Annotated in this window: 14 protein-coding genes and 1 tRNA gene; 5 read left to right on the top strand and 10 right to left on the bottom strand. The window is 72.1% G+C overall.

What is annotated here, in order from left to right:
• Positions 1–1,068, bottom strand: a 1,068-nt coding sequence (locus IH25_RS0135185) for a serine/threonine-protein kinase (RefSeq protein ID WP_030620496.1), incomplete at its 3' end; no start/stop codon positions are given.
• A gap of 109 nt (positions 1,069–1,177) precedes the next feature.
• Positions 1,178–1,726 carry a helix-turn-helix domain-containing protein gene (locus IH25_RS0135190; protein ID WP_030620499.1) on the bottom strand — a complete coding sequence of 183 codons (549 nt, stop codon included), beginning with the start codon at positions 1,724–1,726 and terminating at the stop codon, positions 1,178–1,180.
• 183 nt (positions 1,727–1,909) lie between these two features.
• Between IH25_RS0135190 and IH25_RS0135195 the strand changes: the two genes are divergently transcribed.
• Positions 1,910–1,982, top strand: a tRNA-Ala gene (locus tag IH25_RS0135195).
• Between the two features lie 66 nt (positions 1,983–2,048).
• Here IH25_RS0135195 and IH25_RS0135200 read toward each other — a convergent pair.
• From IH25_RS0135200 to IH25_RS0135215, 4 genes are all read right to left on the bottom strand, one after another.
• Entirely contained in the window at positions 2,049–3,329 is a 1,281-nt protein-coding gene (locus IH25_RS0135200) for an ATP-grasp domain-containing protein (RefSeq protein WP_030620502.1), read from the bottom strand.
• A 13-nt stretch (positions 3,330–3,342) separates the two neighbouring features.
• The gene (locus tag IH25_RS0135205) at positions 3,343–4,566 is read right to left on the bottom strand and encodes an MFS transporter (RefSeq protein ID WP_063755180.1); all 1,224 of its coding nucleotides are present in this window, start codon (positions 4,564–4,566) and stop codon (positions 3,343–3,345) included.
• A complete protein-coding gene (locus IH25_RS0135210) occupies positions 4,566–6,116 on the bottom strand; it encodes an amino acid permease (RefSeq protein WP_078844580.1) in 1,551 nt (516 codons plus the stop codon). Before IH25_RS0135210 ends, IH25_RS0135205 begins: the two co-directional genes overlap by 1 nt.
• A 187-nt stretch (positions 6,117–6,303) precedes the next feature.
• Entirely contained in the window at positions 6,304–7,104 is an 801-nt protein-coding gene (locus tag IH25_RS0135215) for an AfsR/SARP family transcriptional regulator (RefSeq protein ID WP_078844581.1), read from the bottom strand.
• A 450-nt stretch (positions 7,105–7,554) separates the two neighbouring features.
• On the opposite strand from IH25_RS0135215, the gene IH25_RS0135220 reads away from it, so the two are divergent.
• Complete coding sequence (locus tag IH25_RS0135220; RefSeq protein WP_030620513.1) at positions 7,555–8,409, top strand: 2OG-Fe(II) oxygenase; 855 nt, start codon at positions 7,555–7,557, stop codon at positions 8,407–8,409.
• An 89-nt stretch (positions 8,410–8,498) separates the two neighbouring features.
• Positions 8,499–9,335 carry a hypothetical protein gene (locus tag IH25_RS0135225; RefSeq protein ID WP_157847073.1) on the top strand — a complete coding sequence of 279 codons (837 nt, stop codon included), beginning with the start codon at positions 8,499–8,501 and terminating at the stop codon, positions 9,333–9,335.
• Here the strand turns inward: IH25_RS0135225 and IH25_RS0135230 are convergent.
• From IH25_RS0135230 to IH25_RS0135240, 3 genes are all read right to left on the bottom strand, one after another.
• Positions 9,307–10,440, bottom strand: coding sequence for an IS701 family transposase (locus IH25_RS0135230; RefSeq protein ID WP_245172977.1), 1,134 nt, complete (start codon positions 10,438–10,440; stop codon positions 9,307–9,309). The two genes, IH25_RS0135225 and IH25_RS0135230, sit on opposite strands and share 29 nt — an antisense overlap.
• A 259-nt stretch (positions 10,441–10,699) precedes the next feature.
• Positions 10,700–11,332 carry a ScbR family autoregulator-binding transcription factor gene (locus tag IH25_RS0135235; RefSeq protein WP_030620522.1) on the bottom strand — a complete coding sequence of 211 codons (633 nt, stop codon included), beginning with the start codon at positions 11,330–11,332 and terminating at the stop codon, positions 10,700–10,702.
• Positions 11,333–11,392: 60 nt separating this feature from the next.
• Entirely contained in the window at positions 11,393–12,223 is an 831-nt protein-coding gene (locus IH25_RS0135240) for a response regulator transcription factor (RefSeq protein WP_051754361.1), read from the bottom strand.
• 471 nt (positions 12,224–12,694) lie between these two features.
• On the opposite strand from IH25_RS0135240, the gene IH25_RS0135245 reads away from it, so the two are divergent.
• Positions 12,695–13,588, top strand: a complete 894-nt coding sequence (locus tag IH25_RS0135245) for a ScbA/BarX family gamma-butyrolactone biosynthesis protein (protein WP_063755184.1) — start codon at positions 12,695–12,697, stop codon at positions 13,586–13,588.
• 7 nt (positions 13,589–13,595) lie between these two features.
• Positions 13,596–14,546 (top strand): NAD-dependent epimerase/dehydratase family protein, encoded by a 951-nt coding sequence (locus IH25_RS0135250; RefSeq protein WP_030620530.1) that lies wholly within the window; start codon positions 13,596–13,598, stop codon positions 14,544–14,546.
• Positions 14,547–14,557: 11 nt separating this feature from the next.
• Here the strand turns inward: IH25_RS0135250 and IH25_RS0135255 are convergent, their stop codons facing one another.
• Positions 14,558–17,866 carry a BTAD domain-containing putative transcriptional regulator gene (locus IH25_RS0135255; RefSeq protein WP_030620532.1) on the bottom strand — a complete coding sequence of 1,103 codons (3,309 nt, stop codon included), beginning with the start codon at positions 17,864–17,866 and terminating at the stop codon, positions 14,558–14,560.
• Positions 17,867–17,929: the final 63 nt, after the last annotated feature.

Genomic DNA, 17,929 nt, shown 5'->3' on the forward strand with positions numbered 1-17,929 from the left:
GTCCGACAGGGAGCCGGTGGAGGTGGCCGCGCTGGGGTCCGTACCGGTACGAGCGCTCGTACTCCCGCCTGGTCCTGTGCCCGTACCTGTGCCCGTGCCGGTGTGCCGGTCCCCTTGCGGGGGCGTGCCGGAGGCCGGGGTCGAGGGGTTGTCGGGGAGCAGCTCCACGGCCACGCCGGGGGCCGGACGGAGGGGGCCGTCGGGGCCGAAACCGGGAGGAAGCGGGCCGAGTTGGTCGAAGATCTCGATGAGCTCGTCGTCGATGCCGGGCTCCGGCAGGAGTTCCGCGGCGGCGGCGAGCGCCTTGCGCGCCCCCGTGGCCGTACGGAAACGGTCCGCGGGATCGGGCTGGAGCAGCGAGGAGACGACCTGCCAGAGGGGTTCCGGGATGCCCTTGGGCGGGCCGGGCGTGCCGTGCTCCAGGAAGTAGTCCACGAGCGCCTTGGTGTCCGGCTTGGCCCCTTCGAGGAGATAGAGGGCGACCAGCCCCACGGCGAACAGGTCGGCAGGGAAGTCGGGTTCGGCGCCCAGCAGCTGTTCGGGGGCGAGGTAACCGGGCGTGCCCACCACGAGGTTGGTCTCCGTCAGCCGGGGCTCGCCGAGCCGCATGGCGATGCCGAAGTCGGACAGCCTGAGCCGGGGGCGGCCGGTGCCGGTGGCTTCGAGGAGGACGTTGGCGGGCTTGATGTCCCGGTGGACGACGTCCTCGGCGTGGACGGCGGCGAGCCCGGACAGCAACTGGTCGAGCAGGGTGCACACGAAGGCGGGCGGGAGGGGGCCGTAGTCGCCGACCAGGTGGACCAGGGAGCCGCCGGTGACCAGGTCCATGGTGAACAGCACCTTGTCGTCGTCCGCGGCCCAGCTGGCCGGTGCGAGGACGTGCGGGTGGTCGATGCGCATCCCCTGCTCCCGGACGAAGCGGAGCAGGGAGTGGGCGTCGCGCTGCTGAAGGACCTTGGCGGCCACGTAACGCCGCCGGCGGTGGTCCCAGGCCCGCCATACGGCGCCCACGCCACCGCGTCCGATCGGGTCGGCCAGCTCGTACCGGCCGGCGAAGACCTCACCCATGCAGCCGCCGCTCCTCCTCGTGGCCCTGTGCGCTCCCCGCTGGTGATCCCGTACCCCGTGTCCCGTGCCCCTGCCGGTCCCCCGGTGCGCCGGTGCGCCGGCCCGTGGGTCAGCTCTGGTGGGACTGGTAGTGCGCGACGGCGTCCGCGGTGCGGCCGGCGCCGTAGACCCGGAGGAATTCGGCGAGTTCGGGGTGGCTCGGCGCGAGGGCGTCGGCGGCGTCGATGATGTCACCGGCGGCGGCCACCGAGCGGAGCAGCGACTGGATCTCCCGGACCACGCGCTTGACCGTGGGCGCGCCCGAGCTGCTGGTGGTCTGGGTGGTGTTGCTGAGCACGGAGCCCCCCTGTGACTTCTTGATCTCCTCCATGCGCTCGGTCGCCTCGGCGGCGCTGACGCTGCCGTCCGCGACCTGGGAGGCCAACTCCTGGAGCAGCTGGACCCGCTGGACGACGGCGGGGTTGCCGATCTTGGCGCGCTGGCCGCTCATCAGCTGGGAGAGCATCGGGGCGGACAGGCCGAGGACCGCCGCGAGCCGTGCCTGGTTCAGCCCGAGATCGTCGATGAGCTTACGGAAGAGCGCCCCCAGCGGCTCCCCGTACCAGTTCCGCTGGAGCTCCCGCGCTCTGGCGGTGGCTTCCTGCTGTGCGGCGTCCATTGCGTCTCCCCATCGCTTCCCCTGAAAACCGCGGTTCGCTGTAGCGAACCACGCCGAGCATCTTACGGAGAGTGGTCATCCGCGGGGACCCCCAATCTTTTTGCGGAACACGGGGGGTGACCCGGTACTCTGGTCTGCGGCACCCGCCGGATCCTGTTCCTTCCGGTCGGTCGCCGCCTTCCCGGGGCCTTAGCTCAGTTGGTAGAGCGCCGTCTTTGCATGGCGGATGTCAGGGGTTCGACTCCCCTAGGCTCCACTTCCAAAAACCCCTCCGACCTGCGGAAACGCTGGCTGGAGGGGTTTTTTGACGTGGGCGTCGGGCCTATTCGGTGACTTGGTACACCTTGTCCTTGAGGGAGCGCACCTGCTCGTAGTCCGCGGTGAGCCGCTGCTCGTCCGGTGCGCTCATGAGGACGCGGAGCACGCTGGTGAGGAGTCCGGCGGTGGGGGTGATGCGGTCGCCGGGCCTCAGCTTGACGGTGAGGTCGTGGACGCTGTCCAGGGCGCGGATCTCCGCCACGACGTCCTCGTCCACCGCGGTGACCGTGCCGTCGAGCGTGGTGGGGGCCTCGTAGATGGCGGCGGGGCGGAGCCTGCTGTAGGTCCGGTCGCCGTACCGCTCCTGGAAGGTTTCCGGCCGCAGGTAGGCCAGCGCGGTCAGAGCCGCCTGGTTGTGGCCCAGGCACGCGTTGTTGAAGTCGGCGTCGATGTGGCCGCTGAGCCGGGTGCCGATCTCCACCAGAGCCGGTCCGTCCGGAGTCACGATGACCTCGGCGTGGGCCGGGCCCCACCGGACGTCGAGGGCGGCGAGGACCTCGTCGACGTACGCGGTCAGCTCGGCGACCAGGGCGTCGTCCCCGTCGAGCAGGAGGTCCCGGTTGTAGATGTTCTTCCCGTTGGGCAACAGCGACTTCTCGTACCGCCAGACGTCGCACGTGTACCGCACCCCGTCGGCACTGACCGTGTCCACGATGTACTCGGTGCCCGAGAGGTAGGACTGGACGAGGATCTCCCGGTTCTCCTTCCCGAAGATGTCCGGTGTCGCCAGGACTTCCTCGGCGGCCCTGCGGACGTCCTCGGCGCTGCGGCAGACGGACACCCCGTCCGACGCCGCCGAGCTCAGCGGCTTGACGACCACGGGGTACACGTCGCGCTCGGCGGCCCAGGCGGCGATGGCCCCCGGGTCGGCGCTCTTGAACTGGTCGGCGCAGCGGACCCCGGCCCGGCGCAACGCCTCGATCATCTCGTACTTGTCGCGGCGGGCCCGGGTCAGGAGGGTCCCGTTGGACGGCACACCGAGTGCCTCGCCGAGGTGATCGGCGAGGGTGACCGCGCCGTCCTGCCCGGCGACGACGCAGACCGGGTCGTACGGCTTGAGCCGCCGCACCAGCGACTCCAGGTCACCGTCGGCCCACACCACGTTGAGCGCGTACTCCGACAGCCGCGGGGGGCTGAGGGTCGGGATGAGCTCGGTCGTGCTCTGCACGTGGACGACGTCGGCACCCAGTTCGGCGAAGGCCCGGGGGTAGAAGTTGCCGGCGGAGTAGCCGTCGACGACGACAGCGGTGGGACGGTGCCCGGTGGTGTTCTCGGTTACTGGCATGGTTCGGTTCCTGTCAGGGGACGTGGACACGGTCGGGGGAGACGGGTGCGGTGACGGCCGCAGCGGGCCGGAACCCGGGGACTTTGACGAGCGCCTTGAACCCGCAGGTGACCGCGAGTCCGAGCACCAGGACGGACAGCCACAGGGTGCTGTAGCCGAAGGCGCCGGCCACCACGAGGCCCAGGGGGCCGCCCGCCACGGCCGCCGTGTTCCACGCGAAGAACATGGAGCCCTGGTAGGTGCTCACCTTTCCCTCGGGCGCGCGGTTCGCCACGAAGCCGGCCGACGTGGGGGCCCACAGGACCTCCCCCAGGGTCCACACCAGCGTCGCCACGATGAAACCGGGCACCGAGTGGGCGAAGGCGTTCAGCCCGAAGCCCACGGCGATGGCCAGGGCGGACAGCGCGAGCGGGACCTCTTCGCGCATGCGGCGGGCGACTCGCGGGGCCAGCGGCAGCAGGACGACGGAAGCCACCGCGTTCACGGCGAGGACGATCCCGACCTCACCGGGACTCATGCCCGCACCGCGCATGCCCAGCGGCAGCGTCGAGTTGACCTGGAGGTAGATGCAGGCCATGAGGAAGGTCAGGCCCAGGAACCCGGCCAGGACGGGTGAGCGGAAGGGCTCGGCCATGGAGCGGGCGGCCTCGCGCAGCACGGGTGCCCGGGTCTCCTGCCGTCCGGTGGCGCGCTCGTCCTTGGGCAGCCCCGCCAGCAGCAGCGCGTAGAGAGAGCTGCCGACGGCCCACACGAAGAACAGCAGGGGCGGGGAGTAGGCCAGCAGGAAGCCGGAGAGCACCGGGCTCAGCGACATCCCGACGTTGAAGCCGACGAGGTAGAGGCTGTAGGCGCGTTCGAAGTCGGCTCGGGGGACGATCTCGTAGATCAGGCCGGCGCTCGCGGGCCGGTCCACCGCGGACAGGAAACCCGTGACCAGGGCCAGTGCGCACAGCGCGGCCGTGTTCGTCGTGACGAGGTAGAGCAGGGCGGTGACGACGGCCACCGGCTGGGCGCCGATGATGGTGCGCCGCGGACCGATCGCGTCGGCGAGGGCTCCGCCCACCAGGCTGGAGGCGAGGACGCCCACGCCGAACAGCCCGACGAGGAGCGGGGTGGTCCGGGAGCCGACCAGATGCTCCTGCTCCAGGTACAGCACCAGGAACGCCGGCGCCAGGCTGCCGACCCGGTTCAGGGCCTGCCCGCACCACAGGAGCCAGAACGCCTTGGGGAAGCGCATCACGACTCCCTTCCCGCCGCCGCGCCCACCGGTCCGCCCACCGCGGCGGCCGGCGTCTCGGTCCGGACGCCGGGAGCGCTCGGGGCAGGGGACGCGCTCCGACCGGTGAAGACGCTGCGCCGCCGGCCGTAGGCGGCGTACAGGGCCAGGCCGGCCGCGAGCCAGATCGCGAAGGTCAGCCAGGTGAGCAGCGAGAGGTTGACCATCAGGTAGAGGCACGCGGCGAACGAGATCCCCGGCAGCAGCGGCACGAGCGGCACGCGGAAGGGGCGCGGCAGGTCGGGACGCGTACGGCGCAGGACGATCACGCCCACGGACACGAGGACGAACGCGAAGAGCGTGCCGATGTTGACCAGGTCCGCCAGCACACCGATGTCGACGAAGCCGGACAGGAGGGCCATCACCACGCCGAGCGCCAGCAGGCTGCGGTGCGGGGTGGCGTAGCGCGGGTGCACCGCGGCGAAGACCGCAGGGAGCAGGCGGTCGCGGCTCATCGCGAGGAGCACGCGGCTCTGGCCCCGGATGCTCACCAGGCAGACCGTGACCAGGCCGACCACCACGCCCACGCTGATGACGGCCCCGACCATGGGGTGCCCCACGGCCTTGAACGCCTCGGCGACGGGGGCTTCCACCGACAGCCGGCTGTACGACTGCATGCCGGTGAGGACCAGGCTCACCGCGACGTACAGCACTGTCACGATCAGCAGGGAGCCCAGCAGGCCGATCGGCAGGTCGCGCTGCGGGCGCCGGGTCTCCTCCGCCGACGTCGCCACCACGTCGAATCCGATGTAGGCGACGAACACCATGGCCGCCGCCGTGATGACGCCGGTCACGCCGAAGGCCGACGGGGTGCCCGGAAGGAAGCCCTGGAGCAGCGGGGTGTGCACCCCCGAGGCCGTCTCGGCGGGGGCGGAGGGCGGGACGAAGGGGCTGTAGTGGGACGCCTTGACGAAGAAGGACCCGACCACGATGACGAACAGGACCACCGCCACCTTGACGGCGACCAGGACCTGCGTGGCGCCCTTGGAGAGGGTTCCGCCCCGGATCAGCACGCCGACGAGGAGCACGATGAGCAGCATGGCGGGGAGGTTCACGAAGGATCCGTCGCCGCCGCTCACGGCAGTGGGGAGGTGGATGCCCGCGGAGTCGAGGAGCGACTGGAGGTAGCCCGACCAGCCCACGGCCACCACGCAGGCCGACAGGGTGAGTTCGAGCATCAGCGCCCAGCCGATGACCCACGCCGCCAGTTCGCCGAGCGTGGCGTAGGTGAAGGTGTAGGCCGAGCCGGCGACCGGGAGGGCCGAGGCCAGTTCCGCGTAGCACAGGGCGGCGCAGCCGCAGACGACCGCGGCCAGGACGAAGGACACGGCGACGGCGGGGCCCGCCATCTGCCGTGCCACCTGTCCGGTGAAGACGAAGATCCCGGTGCCCAGCACCATGCCGACACCGGTGACCACCAGGTCGAACCATCCCTGGTCGCGGCGCAGCCTTCCGTGCCCGTCACCTCCCTCGGCGGACGACAGGACTTGCTCAACTGACTTGACACGCATGGAACGTCAACCTCGTGCCTTGAAAAGGGCTGCCATGGGATCCTTCTGTTTCCTCGTTGTGATCAGTGACGCGAAGGCGAGTTCGCGCGGCGGGCGGGCGGAAGACCGCTCGGAACGTTCGGGGTGGAAAGCGCGGGCCGAGGGCGGGGCGTCGGGCGACCGGGGTGTCAGGCGACCGGGTGGGGGCTCAGGCGACCGGGGCGAAGATCCCGTCGGTGCGCTCCTCGAGCCAAGGCTCACGGCCGAGAATGGCGTGGTGCAGCATGCTGACCCTGCGGCCGGGTTCCATGCCGAACCGCGTGACGAGCGTCGAGCGCAGGTGTCCGTACGTGGCGAGGGCTTCGGTGGTACGGCCGTTGCGGTACAGGGCCGCCATCAACAGTCCCTGGATCTTCTCCCGTTCCGGGTACCTCAGGGCCAGCTGACGCAGATCGCTGAGGACCATGAGCTCTCTGCCCAGGCGCAGGTCGATCTCCAGCTTGCGTTCCATGGCCGACGTCCACGCCTCGTCGAGGACCGTACCCAGCTCCCGCAGCGCGGCGACCTCGCGCAGGTCGGCCAGAGCGGGGCCGCGCCACAGCGCGAGCGCCTGCCGCAGGCGCCGGCTCTCGGCTTCCAGGGTCTCCCGGTCCTCGGTCCGGGGGATGTCCTGGCGATGCGTGAGCCGCCGGAATTCGACGAGGTCGAGTGAGTGGTCGGCCAGTCGGAGAATGTAACCGGGCAGGCTGGTGGAAATCCCGTCGGGATTGAAACCGAAGCCGGCCAGGTGGCGCCGGATCTTGGAAATGTACACCTGTAGCGCTGCGCGGGCCGTCGACGGCTGGCCGTCCTTGCCCCAGAGGTTCTCCGCCAGGCTGGACGCCGCAAGGCACTGGTCGTGGTGGGTGACGAGCAGCGCCAGAAGCGCACGCTGTTTGAAAGCGCTGGGGGTGCACACCCCAAGGTCTCCGGAATCTACCTCGAAATGGCCGAGAACCTTGAATTCCATAGATCAGTCCCCTGAGTAGCGAGCCGGTGCGCATGGGTGGCGCGCAGCAGTCTCCAGGTAGGGCTGAAGGCGGCAACTCGATCGGGACGCCGTTTCAGCGGGCAAGAACTTACGTCACCGTGCGTGCCGGGTTCCCGCGTCATCTCGCCTCCGTCGGCGAACGACCCTTGCGCGGACAGGCGAGCGGCCCGTCGGGCGGGTCGGAGGCCGGCCGCTACTTTGGCAACTCCACACACCAACCCGGCGCCGCGTCCAATGCCCCGGAAGAAGCGGGACGGGAAGTTCTGGGAAGTCGGCCAAATCCCCTCCAAAGCCAGGGTGAACCCACGCCTTCTCCGGCCTTGTCGGAGGGTGCGGTCCGGGATTTCACGGCCTATGGTCGACACGTCTTCAGGGCCTGCTCGCGGCATGGCCCGCATTGGTGGCTGAGTAGCCCGGAAGGAAATACCCATGATTACGGAACTGGACTCCAGGAAGATTTCTCCGTTCGGAGAACTGGACAACCCGCGGGTGATCGAGGCGGATCGCATCACCAGGGAGGACCTCCTCGCCCTGGCGCATGGTGAGGCCATCGCGATCGTCGTCCGTGAGTACTGCCCGCTGGACCTGTGCGCGCGCGCCACGAAGCAGCTGCTGCACGACAGCCTGTACGGCGAGTACGCGAATGTCCCCGGTGTGCACAAGTGGGGTCTGAACACGTACGAAGGGCTGTCCACCAAGGAGCGTGAGCAGCGCTACTTCTCGGAGGCCGTGGCCGCCGTGCAGTCGCTGCGCGACGCCTGGAGCCCCTACCTCTCGCCCATCGACCGGCTGCGTCTGGAACTCCAGGAGGCATGGCCGGGCGGCGCGAACATGGAGCACCTGGAGGGCAACCCGCTGTTCGTCGGCCAGGCGCGCGTCTTCACCGCGGGCAACGGCGCGATCCCGCACCAGGACTTCCTGTCCTGGGAGCTGGAGGACCTGCGGCGCGAGGACCGGTCCGACGGCAAGGCCGAGCTGCTCACCCAGATGACCGCCAACCTGTACCTGCAGACGGCCGACGAGGGCGGCGAGCTCGAGCTCTGGTCCCGTGGTTACGAACACGCCGAGTACGACGCCCTGCGGGTGTCGGCCGACAGCTACGGCCTCAACCGGGACCTGATCCCGGAGCCCACGGTGGCGCTGAAGCCGACGGCGGGCATGCTGATCCTCTCCCACGCCTCGCGCATTCACGCCGTGCGGCCTTCGAGCGGGCGCGACCGCGCGGCCGTGAGCTTCTTCATCGGGGTACGCGGCACCGAGCAGCCGCTCACCTACTGGAGCTGACGGACGACGCGGCGGCGCGGGCCCGGCCCACCGGCCGTACCCGCGCCGCGCCGCAGGTGGCCGAGGCACGAAGAGGAACCACAGGGACTGTGAGCACTGCCGGTTTGCCGACCCCGGGTCGGGCGCTTCACCCGTACGCGCGACAGAGGCTGACGGGCCGGTTCGCCGAACTCGTCCGGCACGAGGAGGAGCTGGCCGCTTCGCTCCGCTCGCTGGCCGCGCCGGCCCCCGCCGGGTCCGCGCGGTCCGTGCTGCTCGACCGTTCCGCGCGGCATGAGCGCGACGCCGCGCTGCTCCGCTCGCTGGCCCTGGGCCTCGGCCCCTCGGACCGCCCCCTTGAGCGGCCGGCGGACCCGGAGCCGACCGGGGGCCGGGACGCGGACACGCGGGGGTGTGCGCGGCTCGGTGCCCGCTACCTCCTGCTGGAGGGCGTGCTGATCAGCTCCCTGGTGGCGGCGTTGCGTACCGACCTGCGGGTGGCCGCCGCTCCGGACGGCCTGGACGAGGTGCTGGGCGGCCTGGCCGACGCGGCGGACGCCCGGCGGTCCCGGGTGTGGGAAGCGCTGACGGGAGGGGGTGCCGGGCGTGGCGTTCACAGCGGCGCGGTGCTCGCCGCCGCACTGGACGACGTGGTGCGCGCGCTGGTGGTGCCGGAGCGGGGTGCCGTCGTCCCGATGATTCCCGTGGCTGTGAGGCGTCAGGCCCGTGTGCTGACCGGCCAGTGGGCCGCCGCCTGCGAACGGGCCGTCGCCCTCCTCGGGTCCGCGGGTTTCTCCGTCCCGGAGGACGAGGTGAGGGAGCGCTGGTGGTCGTCGACGCGCGATGCCCTCGCCGCTTACCGCCGGCTGCGGGGACGCGACCACTGCGTCGTCCGCGCCGCCGCCGCGGGGATGCCGTTCATGCCGCCGTCCGCAGCACGGGCGTGAGCGGCTCGTCCGCCGCCTTCCTCAGGCAGTCGAAGGCGAAGGCCGCCGACACCAGCGTCATGTGGTGGTGCCAGCCGGGATAGGAGCGGCCCTCGAACGCGGTCATCCCGAACTCGCCCGTGAGAGCGTCGACGGTGGGGGTGACATCCGCCTTGGCCGCCAGGCGGCACAGTCGTTCCGGGCTTTCGCGGACCATGTTGGTGATCCACAGCCGGCCGGGTCCCGGCGCCGTCGGATCCGAGACGGTGAACAGCCGGCAGGCGGGAAGGTCGGCGTCCGCCCCGGGAAGGCCCACCGGACGGGTGAGGATGCGGGCGGGGCCCCCACCCAGCGGGATCGTTCGCGTCCCTTCCAGCCTCAGGACGTCGCGGGCGCCCAGCACGGGCCCCGGCCGGGTCCGCGTGGGCAGGCTGTCCGGGACGGCCACGAGGAAGTCGTGACGGCGTGCCTTCAGTGCTCGCAGCAGCCAGCCCGTGCCTTGCTCGCCGGTGAGATCGGCGACGAGGGGAAGACGGGCGGAACCGCTCTCGGCCGTGAGGGAGTCGACGAGCTCCAGGGCATGGCCGACCACGGTGCCGGCGGGGAGATCGGCGGGGATCCGCGCGCGCTCGCGCAGCTGTGCGTCCTGGGCCCACCGGCCGGGCAGCAGCAGTCTCCAGTCGACGGGCACGGTCGCCCGTCCGCCGGCCAGGAAGACACCGATGCCCACCTGACAGTTGACGGTACGTCCGAGGGCGGGCACGAAGCGGTGGTGCACGCCGGCACAGTGCTCTCCGCGTCTGGGCAGCGCGGCCGGGGCGATCACCCACGCGCGGGCTCTGATCCGCTCTTCCGCCCAGTGCAGGAGCGCGCGCCGGACGGGGAGCCAGTCCCACGGACTGGCGTTGATGAACTGGTGGAGCCCGTGCGCGGCTTCCGGCATGTCCATCGCCTCCGCCAGCCGGCGGATCGACTTGCGTCCCGAGACGGTCAGCAGTCCCTCGATATAGGTACGTCCCCAGCGTCGCTGATCCACGCGGGGCAGACCGGCGAACATCTCCTGAGTGAACTGCCGCAGTTCACCGGAGAGCGATTCGGCTGAAAAGGATATGGCCGGCGTGGTCACGAATGAACCGCCTTCCGCGAAACGCTGAACTGAGGGCTCCGTGCAACAAGAAGAAGTCTTGCCGTGCGCCCACCGATTTTCAATGGGCGCAGGTACAGGGTGTGTCATCACTCCGCAGGCTTCGGAGCGGAAAACTTCAGGATTCCCCGGGGAAGTACAGAGAAATGTCAGGAAGCGCTTGCGGGCGGGGGAACAGAAAAGCGTTCAGGGCCGAGGAGTTCCTTTCCTCGGTCCTGAACGCTCGCTCGCCGCGCAGCGGTCAGCCGTCCTGCCGGGAGTCGTCGGCCGGGGGCGGGGCCGTCGTCCGCAGCCGGGGCAGGATTCCCGGGGAGGCCAGGCCCGGGAGGATGAGACGCCACAGGGCGGAGACGCGCTCGGGAAGGTCTTGGCGGTCACTGTAGATCTGTGACATCACCTGCAGGCCGGTGAAGGACCCCACGATGGTCTGCGCGACTTCCGGCAGATTCGTTCCGGGAAGCAGCTCGCCCTGCTGGCTCGCCCGGCGCAAGAGGTCTTCGATCGCCGTGATGGACTGCTGGTACGGGGTGTTGGTGGGAGGCGCGAAAGACGACTGCTCGACCGCGAGCCGCACACTGGCCCGCAGGATGGGGTCGTGCTGCAATTGGCGCGCGAATCCCAGGGTGAGATCGATGACGGCCTGGAGTACCACCTCTTGGTGCGGCACTACGAGGGCCTGGCCGTGCGCCTCGATCAACGCGGTGGCGATGGCCTCTTTGGACGGGAAGTGGTGATACAGGGCGCCTCGGGTCAGGTCCGCCCTGGCGAGGATCTCATTCGTGCTCGCCGCGTCGTAGCCACGCTCGTCGAATACGTGCGCGGCTGCCTCCAGGATCAGGCGCCTCGACCGGATGCCTCGTTCCTGCCGAGCCATGTCTGTACTCCTGTGCCGCGTATCGAAAATCAAACAGACTTGTCTGCACTATAGCTCGCTTCAGAGGCTGTCGGCGGACGCCGGCCGCGGCATCCGCCAAGGCTCTCCGAGCCGGAATCCGACCCCTCGGACGGTCACGATCCAGTCGCTCGACCCGAGCTTGCCGCGGAGGCTGCTGACGTGGGTGTCGATGGTGCGCCCGCGGTGCGGGGAGTCCTCGTTCCAGACCTGGCTCATCACGCGGCGCCGCGAGTGGACCGTCTCCGGCTGGGACACGAGGAGATGCAGCAGGTCGAACTCCTTGGGCGTCAGGTCCAGCGGCCTGCCGTCGAGCAGGATCTCGCGCCTCGCCGCGTCCACGCGCAACGGGCCGTGCGTGACGACCTGTGGCGCGGCGGCGGCCCGGGGGGCGGCCGGCCGGGGGCGGGCCCGGCGCAGCACCGCGTCCATGCGGGCCAGCAGTTCCCGCAGCCCGAACGGCTTGACGACGTAGTCGTCCGAGCCCGCCTGCAAGCCGAGTACGCGGTCGAGTTCCGAGGCGCGGGCGGTCACGGTGATGATCGGCACGTCGCCGGCCAGCCGGATGCGCCGGCAGACCTCCAGCCCGTCCAGATCGGGCAGATCCAGGTCGAGCAGCACGAAGTCGGCCCGGTGGTGTTCCGCGAGTGCCTCGGCCCCGCTGCCGACGCTGTCCGCCCGGTATCCGTGCCGGCGCAGCTCCTGCACCAATCCGTCGGCGGCGTGGCTCTCGCCGTCGATGACGAGGACCCGGAGCGCCGGTGCCGCCTCGGGCTGCGCGCTCCCCGCCGTGGTGCGCGGCGGTTCGGTGAGGGGTCGGGGGATGCGCCAGTCCCTGCGCGTCCCTGCCGGATCGGCGGCCGGCCTGTTCATCCGTCTCTCCCTGGGCGCTTCACGGAGAGCTGTTGCGTCGCTCACGATTCGAGACAGTAACAGGCAGGCCTGTCTGTTTGCTACCGCTGCTTCGGCGAGCTGCCCGGACCGGGATCCAGGCGAGAGGTCAGGGCGTGAAGCGCGGCAAAGACGGCCAAGGTGGCGTAACTGGCAGTGGCCAAGCGAAACTTAAGGGACATTCGGGAGGCATCTGACGTCGAAGCCGGTGCCCGGGAGGGCGGGTTCGTGAAGGGAAACCAGGCAGATGTGACTGGTTCCACCGCCTCACGGAGCGAAGAACAGACAACTCTGCCTCTATCTTTTGGGCTGCATGTGTTCCATCAGGCCTGGGCGGGGTGACCGGACCCACGTTCGACCTGCTCAGGCCGCAGAAAGACAGGAGTGCCGAGGATGCTGGCTGCTATCTCAGCGCCCAGGACCGACAGCGCCTTGGCGGCAGGTTCGTTGTTCATGGGCACGGTTCCGCGGGGGTACGTCCACCGCGCCGCCGTGGCGGAGGTCTTCCTCACCGGGTGGGAGGCCGCCGCGGACGGCCCGGCCGACTCCTTCGTGGTCCGGGCCCAGTGGCCCAGGGCGCACGCGCTGTTCGCCCCCCTCGGCGGGCACCAGGACCCGATGCTCCTGGTCGAGTCGATCCGGCAGGCCGGAAGCCTGCTGGCCCACGCCGAATACCGGGTGCCGTTCGGCCATCAGTTCCTGATGTGGGACATGTCCTTCACCGCCGAGGCTTCCGCGTTCGCCATCGACGCGGCCCCGACCGAGGTCGAGCTGCACGTGGTGTGCCATGACATCGTCCGCCGCGGCGGGACCGTCGTACGCATGCGCTACACCGTGGCCGTCCGGCGCGGTGGGCGGTCGGTGGCCGGTGGTACCGCGAGCTTCAGCTGCGTCAGCCCTTCGGTGCACCGCCGGTTGCGCGCCGAGCGGCCCACCTCGACGGCAAGTGTCCCGCCCGCCCCGGTCGACCCTGCCACCGTGGGGCGCACGCACCGCGAGGACGTGCTGCTGGCGGTGCCGGCGGACGCCCGGGAAACACGCTGGGAGCTTCGTGTGGACACCGGCCATCCGGTCCTCTTCGACCACCCGGTCGATCACGTTCCCGGCATGGTGCTGATCGAGGCCGCCCGGCAGGCGGCGCGCGTGGCGACCGGTCGGCCCGAGGCCCTTGTGACCGGCATGGAGAGCGAGTTCGCGCGGTACGCGGAGCTCGACGAGCCGTGCTGGGTGGAAGCACGGGTCGAGCCCTCGGACGCGGCGGGCGACACCCGTGTGCGCGTGCGCGCCGAGCAGCAGGGAGAGCAGGTCTTCACCGCTCTCGTGACGCTCCGCCGTGACAACGGCTGAACCTGCCATGGATCTCGCGGAACGTCCTGTGCGGCGCGTCCTGATCACCGGGGCCGCGGGCTTCATCGGCCGCCATGTGGTCCGGGAGGCCGCACGCCGGGACGTACGGCTCAGGCTCATGGCACACAGCCGCCGGGTGCCCGGCACCGATGCCCGCCGGCAGGTCGTCCCGGCAGACCTCACCGATCCGGGCGCACTGCGCGGAGTCTGTGACGGTGTCGACGTCCTGCTGCACTGCGCGTCACACGTCGGCGGCACCCTCGAAACCAACGAGGCCGTCAACACGCGGGGGACGGGGAACCTGCTCGACGAGGCCCGCCGGGCCGGTGTCCGCCGCATCGTGTACGTGAGCACGGCGTCCGTCTACGGGCGGGGCGCGTTCAGGAACGCGACCCCGGAGCAGCTCGCGAGGAACCCGGGATCACCCACGTCGGTGACGCGTGCCCGAGCCGAGGACCTGGTCCTCGACGCCGGCGGGACGGTGTTGCGTCCCCACCTCGTCCACGGCGCGGGCGACAGCTGGCTCGTACCGGGGCTGGTCCGGCTGCTCCGCATCTTGCCGGCCACGGTGGAGGGCTGGACGGCGAGGCTGTCGGTCATCTCGGCGAGCGACCTGGCGCGCCTGACCGTGGGCGCCGGCCTCGCGCCGGCGGCGGAGCTGACGGCTCCCGTCTACCACGCGACCCATCCGGACCCCGTCACCGCGGACACGCTCCTGCGGGCGGTGGCCGCGCACGCCGCGATTCCCTGGCCGCACCGGGAACTGTCGGTGCGGCGAGCACGGTCCCTGCTGGCGGACGACAGCCGCTCCGCCCACGGACTGGAGATGCTGACCAGCGACCACTGGTTCGACGGCACTCGGCTGTGGCGGGACCTGGGTCTGACGCCGGGCCCCGCTTTCGACGCGGCCTTCCCCGAGCCGGAGGGATCACCGCGCGACCCGGCCGCCGCCTTCTGAGCGGACCGGGGCTACCGGCGGGCGTCCTCCAGTGCCGGGGCCGCCTCGCGCAGGGCCTCCTCGGGGGTCAGGCGGGTGCCGTCGGTGAAGGAGCGGGTGAAGGCCGTGTCGCCGAGGGTGGCGCGGGCCGCCCGCTCGATGCGGTCCACGTCGGTGCGTTCGGCCGGGGGCAGTGGCGCGCCCACGCTGCGCCGGGCCGCGTCGGCCGCCCCGAGCAGCAGGGCCGCGCAGGTGGCCGCGGACTCGGTGCCCCGCAGGGCCGCCGCGCCGGCCAGGCCCTCCAGGGACAGCGCGAGCGCCCTCGGCTCGTCTATCGCGCGGGCCACGTCCAGGCCGCGCAAGTGGTGCGCCGCGGCCGTGCCGGCGTCGCCGCGCAGTTCGGCGACGAAGCCCAGTTCGGCCAGCAGCAGATGGTCGCCCGCCTGCGAGGACACATCGGCGTACCCCTCGCGCAGGTGCCGCAGGTGCGCCTCGGCGGCGTCCAGGTCGCCGGAGCGGCGGGCGCCGAGCGCGAGGCCCATCCCGGCGTGGATCTCGCCGTATTTGTAGCCCTGTTCGGCGGCGCTGCGCCGGGCCTGTTCGTGCAGGTCGCGGGCGCGGTCCCAGTCGTGGTCCAGCAGCGCCAGGCGGCCCAGGCCGGACAGCCGGGCCGACACCTCGGCCGCGAGGCCCAGTTCACGGGCGATCCGCAGCCCTTCGTACTGGCGGCTGACGGCCTCCTCGTACTCGCCCTTGATCTCCGCGAGCGCCGCCAGCGGTGACACCGTCTGGAGTTCGCCCCAGCGGTCGCCCAGTTCGCGGAAGAGCTCGGCGCTGCGCCGGCCGTCGCGGCCCAGCCCGGCGAGGTCGCCGCGGATCAGCGCGAGCGTGGCCCGCAGGCCGAGCGCGGCGGCGGTGCCCCACTGGTCGTCCGCGGTGGTGAACAGCGCGAGCGCCCGGTCGTTCAGCTCCCCGCTGTCGGCCACCGCGCCCGCGCTGAACAGGCCGTACGCGCACAGCCACAGCGACCGGGCCCGGCGTACCGGGTCGGGCCCGCCGCTGCCGTCGGGGAGGGCGTTGCCGTCGGTGTCGGCGGTGTCGCCGGGGAGGGCGCCGGCCGGGTCGCGGTCCCCGGTGAGCAGGGCGAACGCGGTGTGCAGCAAGGTGAGTTCGCGGCGGTCGGCGGCCGTCGCGGTGTCCAGCACCGCGCGCAGGCTGCGGCGGGCCTGGGCGAGCCGGCCGCGCAGCAGCCACCACCAGGCCAGCGCGGTCGCCAGCCGTGCCGCCTGCTCGGGGTGGCCGGCGGCGGCCCGGCGCACGGCCTCGTCCAGGGCCGAGCGCAGATTGCCGGACTCGGCGTCGAGCCGGGCCAGCCAGGACCGCTGCCCGGGGCCGCGCAGCTCGGGCTCGGCGCGTTCGGCGAGCGCGAGGTAGTGGCGCAGATGCCGGTCGCGTACGGCGGCGAGGTCCTCCATCTCGTGCAGCCGCTCGGTGGCGTAGGCGGCGACGGACTCCAGGAGCCGGTAGCGCGGTCCGGTGGGCCCGGCCACGACGACCACCAGGGACCGGTCGACCAGCCGTGTCACCAGGTCGGGCACCTCGGCACAGGCGACCCCGTCGCCCGCGCACACCGCCTCGGCCGCCTGAAGGTCACAGCCGTCGCTGAACGCGGCCAGCCGGCGCAGCACGATGCGCTCCGGCGCGCTGAGCAGCTCCCAGCTCCAGTCGATCACCGCGCGCAGGGTCTGCTGGCGCTCGGGCGCACCGCGCCGCCCCGAGGTCAGCAGCTGGAACCGGTCGCCGAGCCGGGCCGCCAGCTCGCGCACGCCCAGCGCGCGGACCCGGGTCGCCGCCAGTTCCAGGGCGAGCGGGATGCCGTCCAGGCGGCGGCAGATCTCGGTGACGGCGGCGCGCTCGGAGTCGTCGCAGGCGTCGGGGGCGAGCGAGAAGCCGGGGGCCGCGGCGGCGGCGCGCTGGGCGAACAGCCGTACCGCGTCGTCGGTGGGCAGCGGCTCGACCAGGAACACCTCCTCGCCCGGCAGGCCCAGCGGCTCCTGGCTGGTGGCCAGCACGCGCAGACCGGGCGCGGTGCGCAGGAGCAGGGTGGTGAGTTCGGCGGCGGCGTCCACGACGTGCTCGCAGTTGTCGAGGACGAGCAGGGTGCGCCGGTCGCGCAGGACGGCGGCGAGGTGGTGCGCGGGGGACCGGGTGCCGGTGCCGGAGACCGGTACGGCGGAGGGCGCGTGGTCGCTGATGCCGAGGGAGGCGGCGACCACCTGGGCGAGGTCGGCGGCGGCCCCGCCGCGGACGCCGGAGAACTCCACGAACCAGGCGCCGTCGGGGAGTTCGGGGGCGTCGGTGAGGAGCGCGTCGGCCGCCGCCACCGCCAGCCGCGTCTTGCCCACGCCGCCGGGGCCGGTGAGGGTCACCAGGCGGGCGGCGCCGAGGAGTCCGGTCACCCGGTCGAGGGCGTCGCGGCGGCCGATGAGGGGGGTGAGGGACGCGGGCAGGTTGGAGGGGGCGGGGGCGGGGGGCGCGGCGGTCTTCGCGGGCGCGGCGGGCGCCCGGGGCTCCCGGGGAGCGGCTTCGGCGGGGCGCGGCGCGACCGTCAGCGCGGGATCCTGGCGGAGCACCGCCTGGTGCAGCGCGGCGAGTTCGGGGCTCGGTTCGACGCCCAGGTCGGCCACGAGCCGGGCGCGCAGGTCCTCGTAGGCGGCGAGGGCCTCGCTCTGCCGGCCCGCCGCGTACAGCGCCCGTATCTGGAGCGCGCGCAGCCGTTCCCGCAGCGGATGCCGGGCCACCAAGTCGGCCAGCTCCCCGGCGAGCAGCACGTGTTCGCCGGCCGCCAGGCGGGCCTCGGCCTGCTCCTCCAGCACCGACAGCCGCTGGTCGGTCAGGCGCTGGGCCGCCGCGCGCGCGAACTCCTGGTCGGCGAAGTCGGCGTAGGCCGGTCCGCGCCACAGCCCGAGGGCCTCGGTGAGCAGCGCGGCCCTCTCGTCCGGGGCCTCGACGGCGCGGGCCCGGTCCACCAGGTCGCGGAACCGGACGGCGTCCACCTCGTCGGTGCCGTCCAGGCGCAGCCGGTAGCCGGCCGGCTGGAGCTGGATCCGGTCCCGGCCCAGTACCCGGCGCAGCTGCGAGACCTTGGCCTGGAGGGCGCCGGCGGGCCGGCCCGGCGGGCGGTCGCCCCACAGGTCGTCGATCAGACGGTCCGCGGAGACCGGTCCGCCGTCGTGTGCGAGCAGGTCGGCGAGCAGCGCCCGGACCTTCGCCTCGGGAACCCTGACGGCCACCCCCTCGTCGTCCCACACCGTCAGTGGGCCGAGCACCCCAAACCGCATGTGCGTCACTGTACGTCACGGCGCCGATCCGGTGGGGTGTCCGTCCGGCCGCACGCCGTCCAC

The organism is Streptomyces achromogenes subsp. achromogenes (assembly GCF_000720835.1).
GTDB classification, from domain to species: domain Bacteria; phylum Actinomycetota; class Actinomycetes; order Streptomycetales; family Streptomycetaceae; genus Streptomyces; species Streptomyces achromogenes.

Bases quoted from the DNA above. Each gene is read 5' to 3' on its own strand.
- IH25_RS0135190 (WP_030620499.1), bottom strand. From the start codon at position 1,726: ATGGACGCCGCACAGCAGGAAGCCACCGCCAGAGCGCGGGAGCTCCAG.
- IH25_RS0135200 (WP_030620502.1), bottom strand. From the start codon at position 3,329: ATGCCAGTAACCGAGAACACCACCGGGCACCGTCCCACCGCTGTCGTC.
- IH25_RS0135205 (WP_063755180.1), bottom strand. From the start codon at position 4,566: ATGCGCTTCCCCAAGGCGTTCTGGCTCCTGTGGTGCGGGCAGGCCCTG.
- IH25_RS0135210 (WP_078844580.1), bottom strand. From the start codon at position 6,116: ATGCGTGTCAAGTCAGTTGAGCAAGTCCTGTCGTCCGCCGAGGGAGGT.
- IH25_RS0135215 (WP_078844581.1), bottom strand. From the start codon at position 7,104: ATGGAATTCAAGGTTCTCGGCCATTTCGAGGTAGATTCCGGAGACCTT.
- IH25_RS0135220 (WP_030620513.1), top strand. From the start codon at position 7,555: ATGATTACGGAACTGGACTCCAGGAAGATTTCTCCGTTCGGAGAACTG.
- IH25_RS0135235 (WP_030620522.1), bottom strand. From the start codon at position 11,332: ATGGCTCGGCAGGAACGAGGCATCCGGTCGAGGCGCCTGATCCTGGAG.
- IH25_RS0135240 (WP_051754361.1), bottom strand. From the start codon at position 12,223: ATGAACAGGCCGGCCGCCGATCCGGCAGGGACGCGCAGGGACTGGCGC.
- IH25_RS0135245 (WP_063755184.1), top strand. From the start codon at position 12,695: ATGGGCACGGTTCCGCGGGGGTACGTCCACCGCGCCGCCGTGGCGGAG.
- IH25_RS0135250 (WP_030620530.1), top strand. From the start codon at position 13,596: ATGGATCTCGCGGAACGTCCTGTGCGGCGCGTCCTGATCACCGGGGCC.
- IH25_RS0135255 (WP_030620532.1), bottom strand. From the start codon at position 17,866: ATGCGGTTTGGGGTGCTCGGCCCACTGACGGTGTGGGACGACGAGGGG.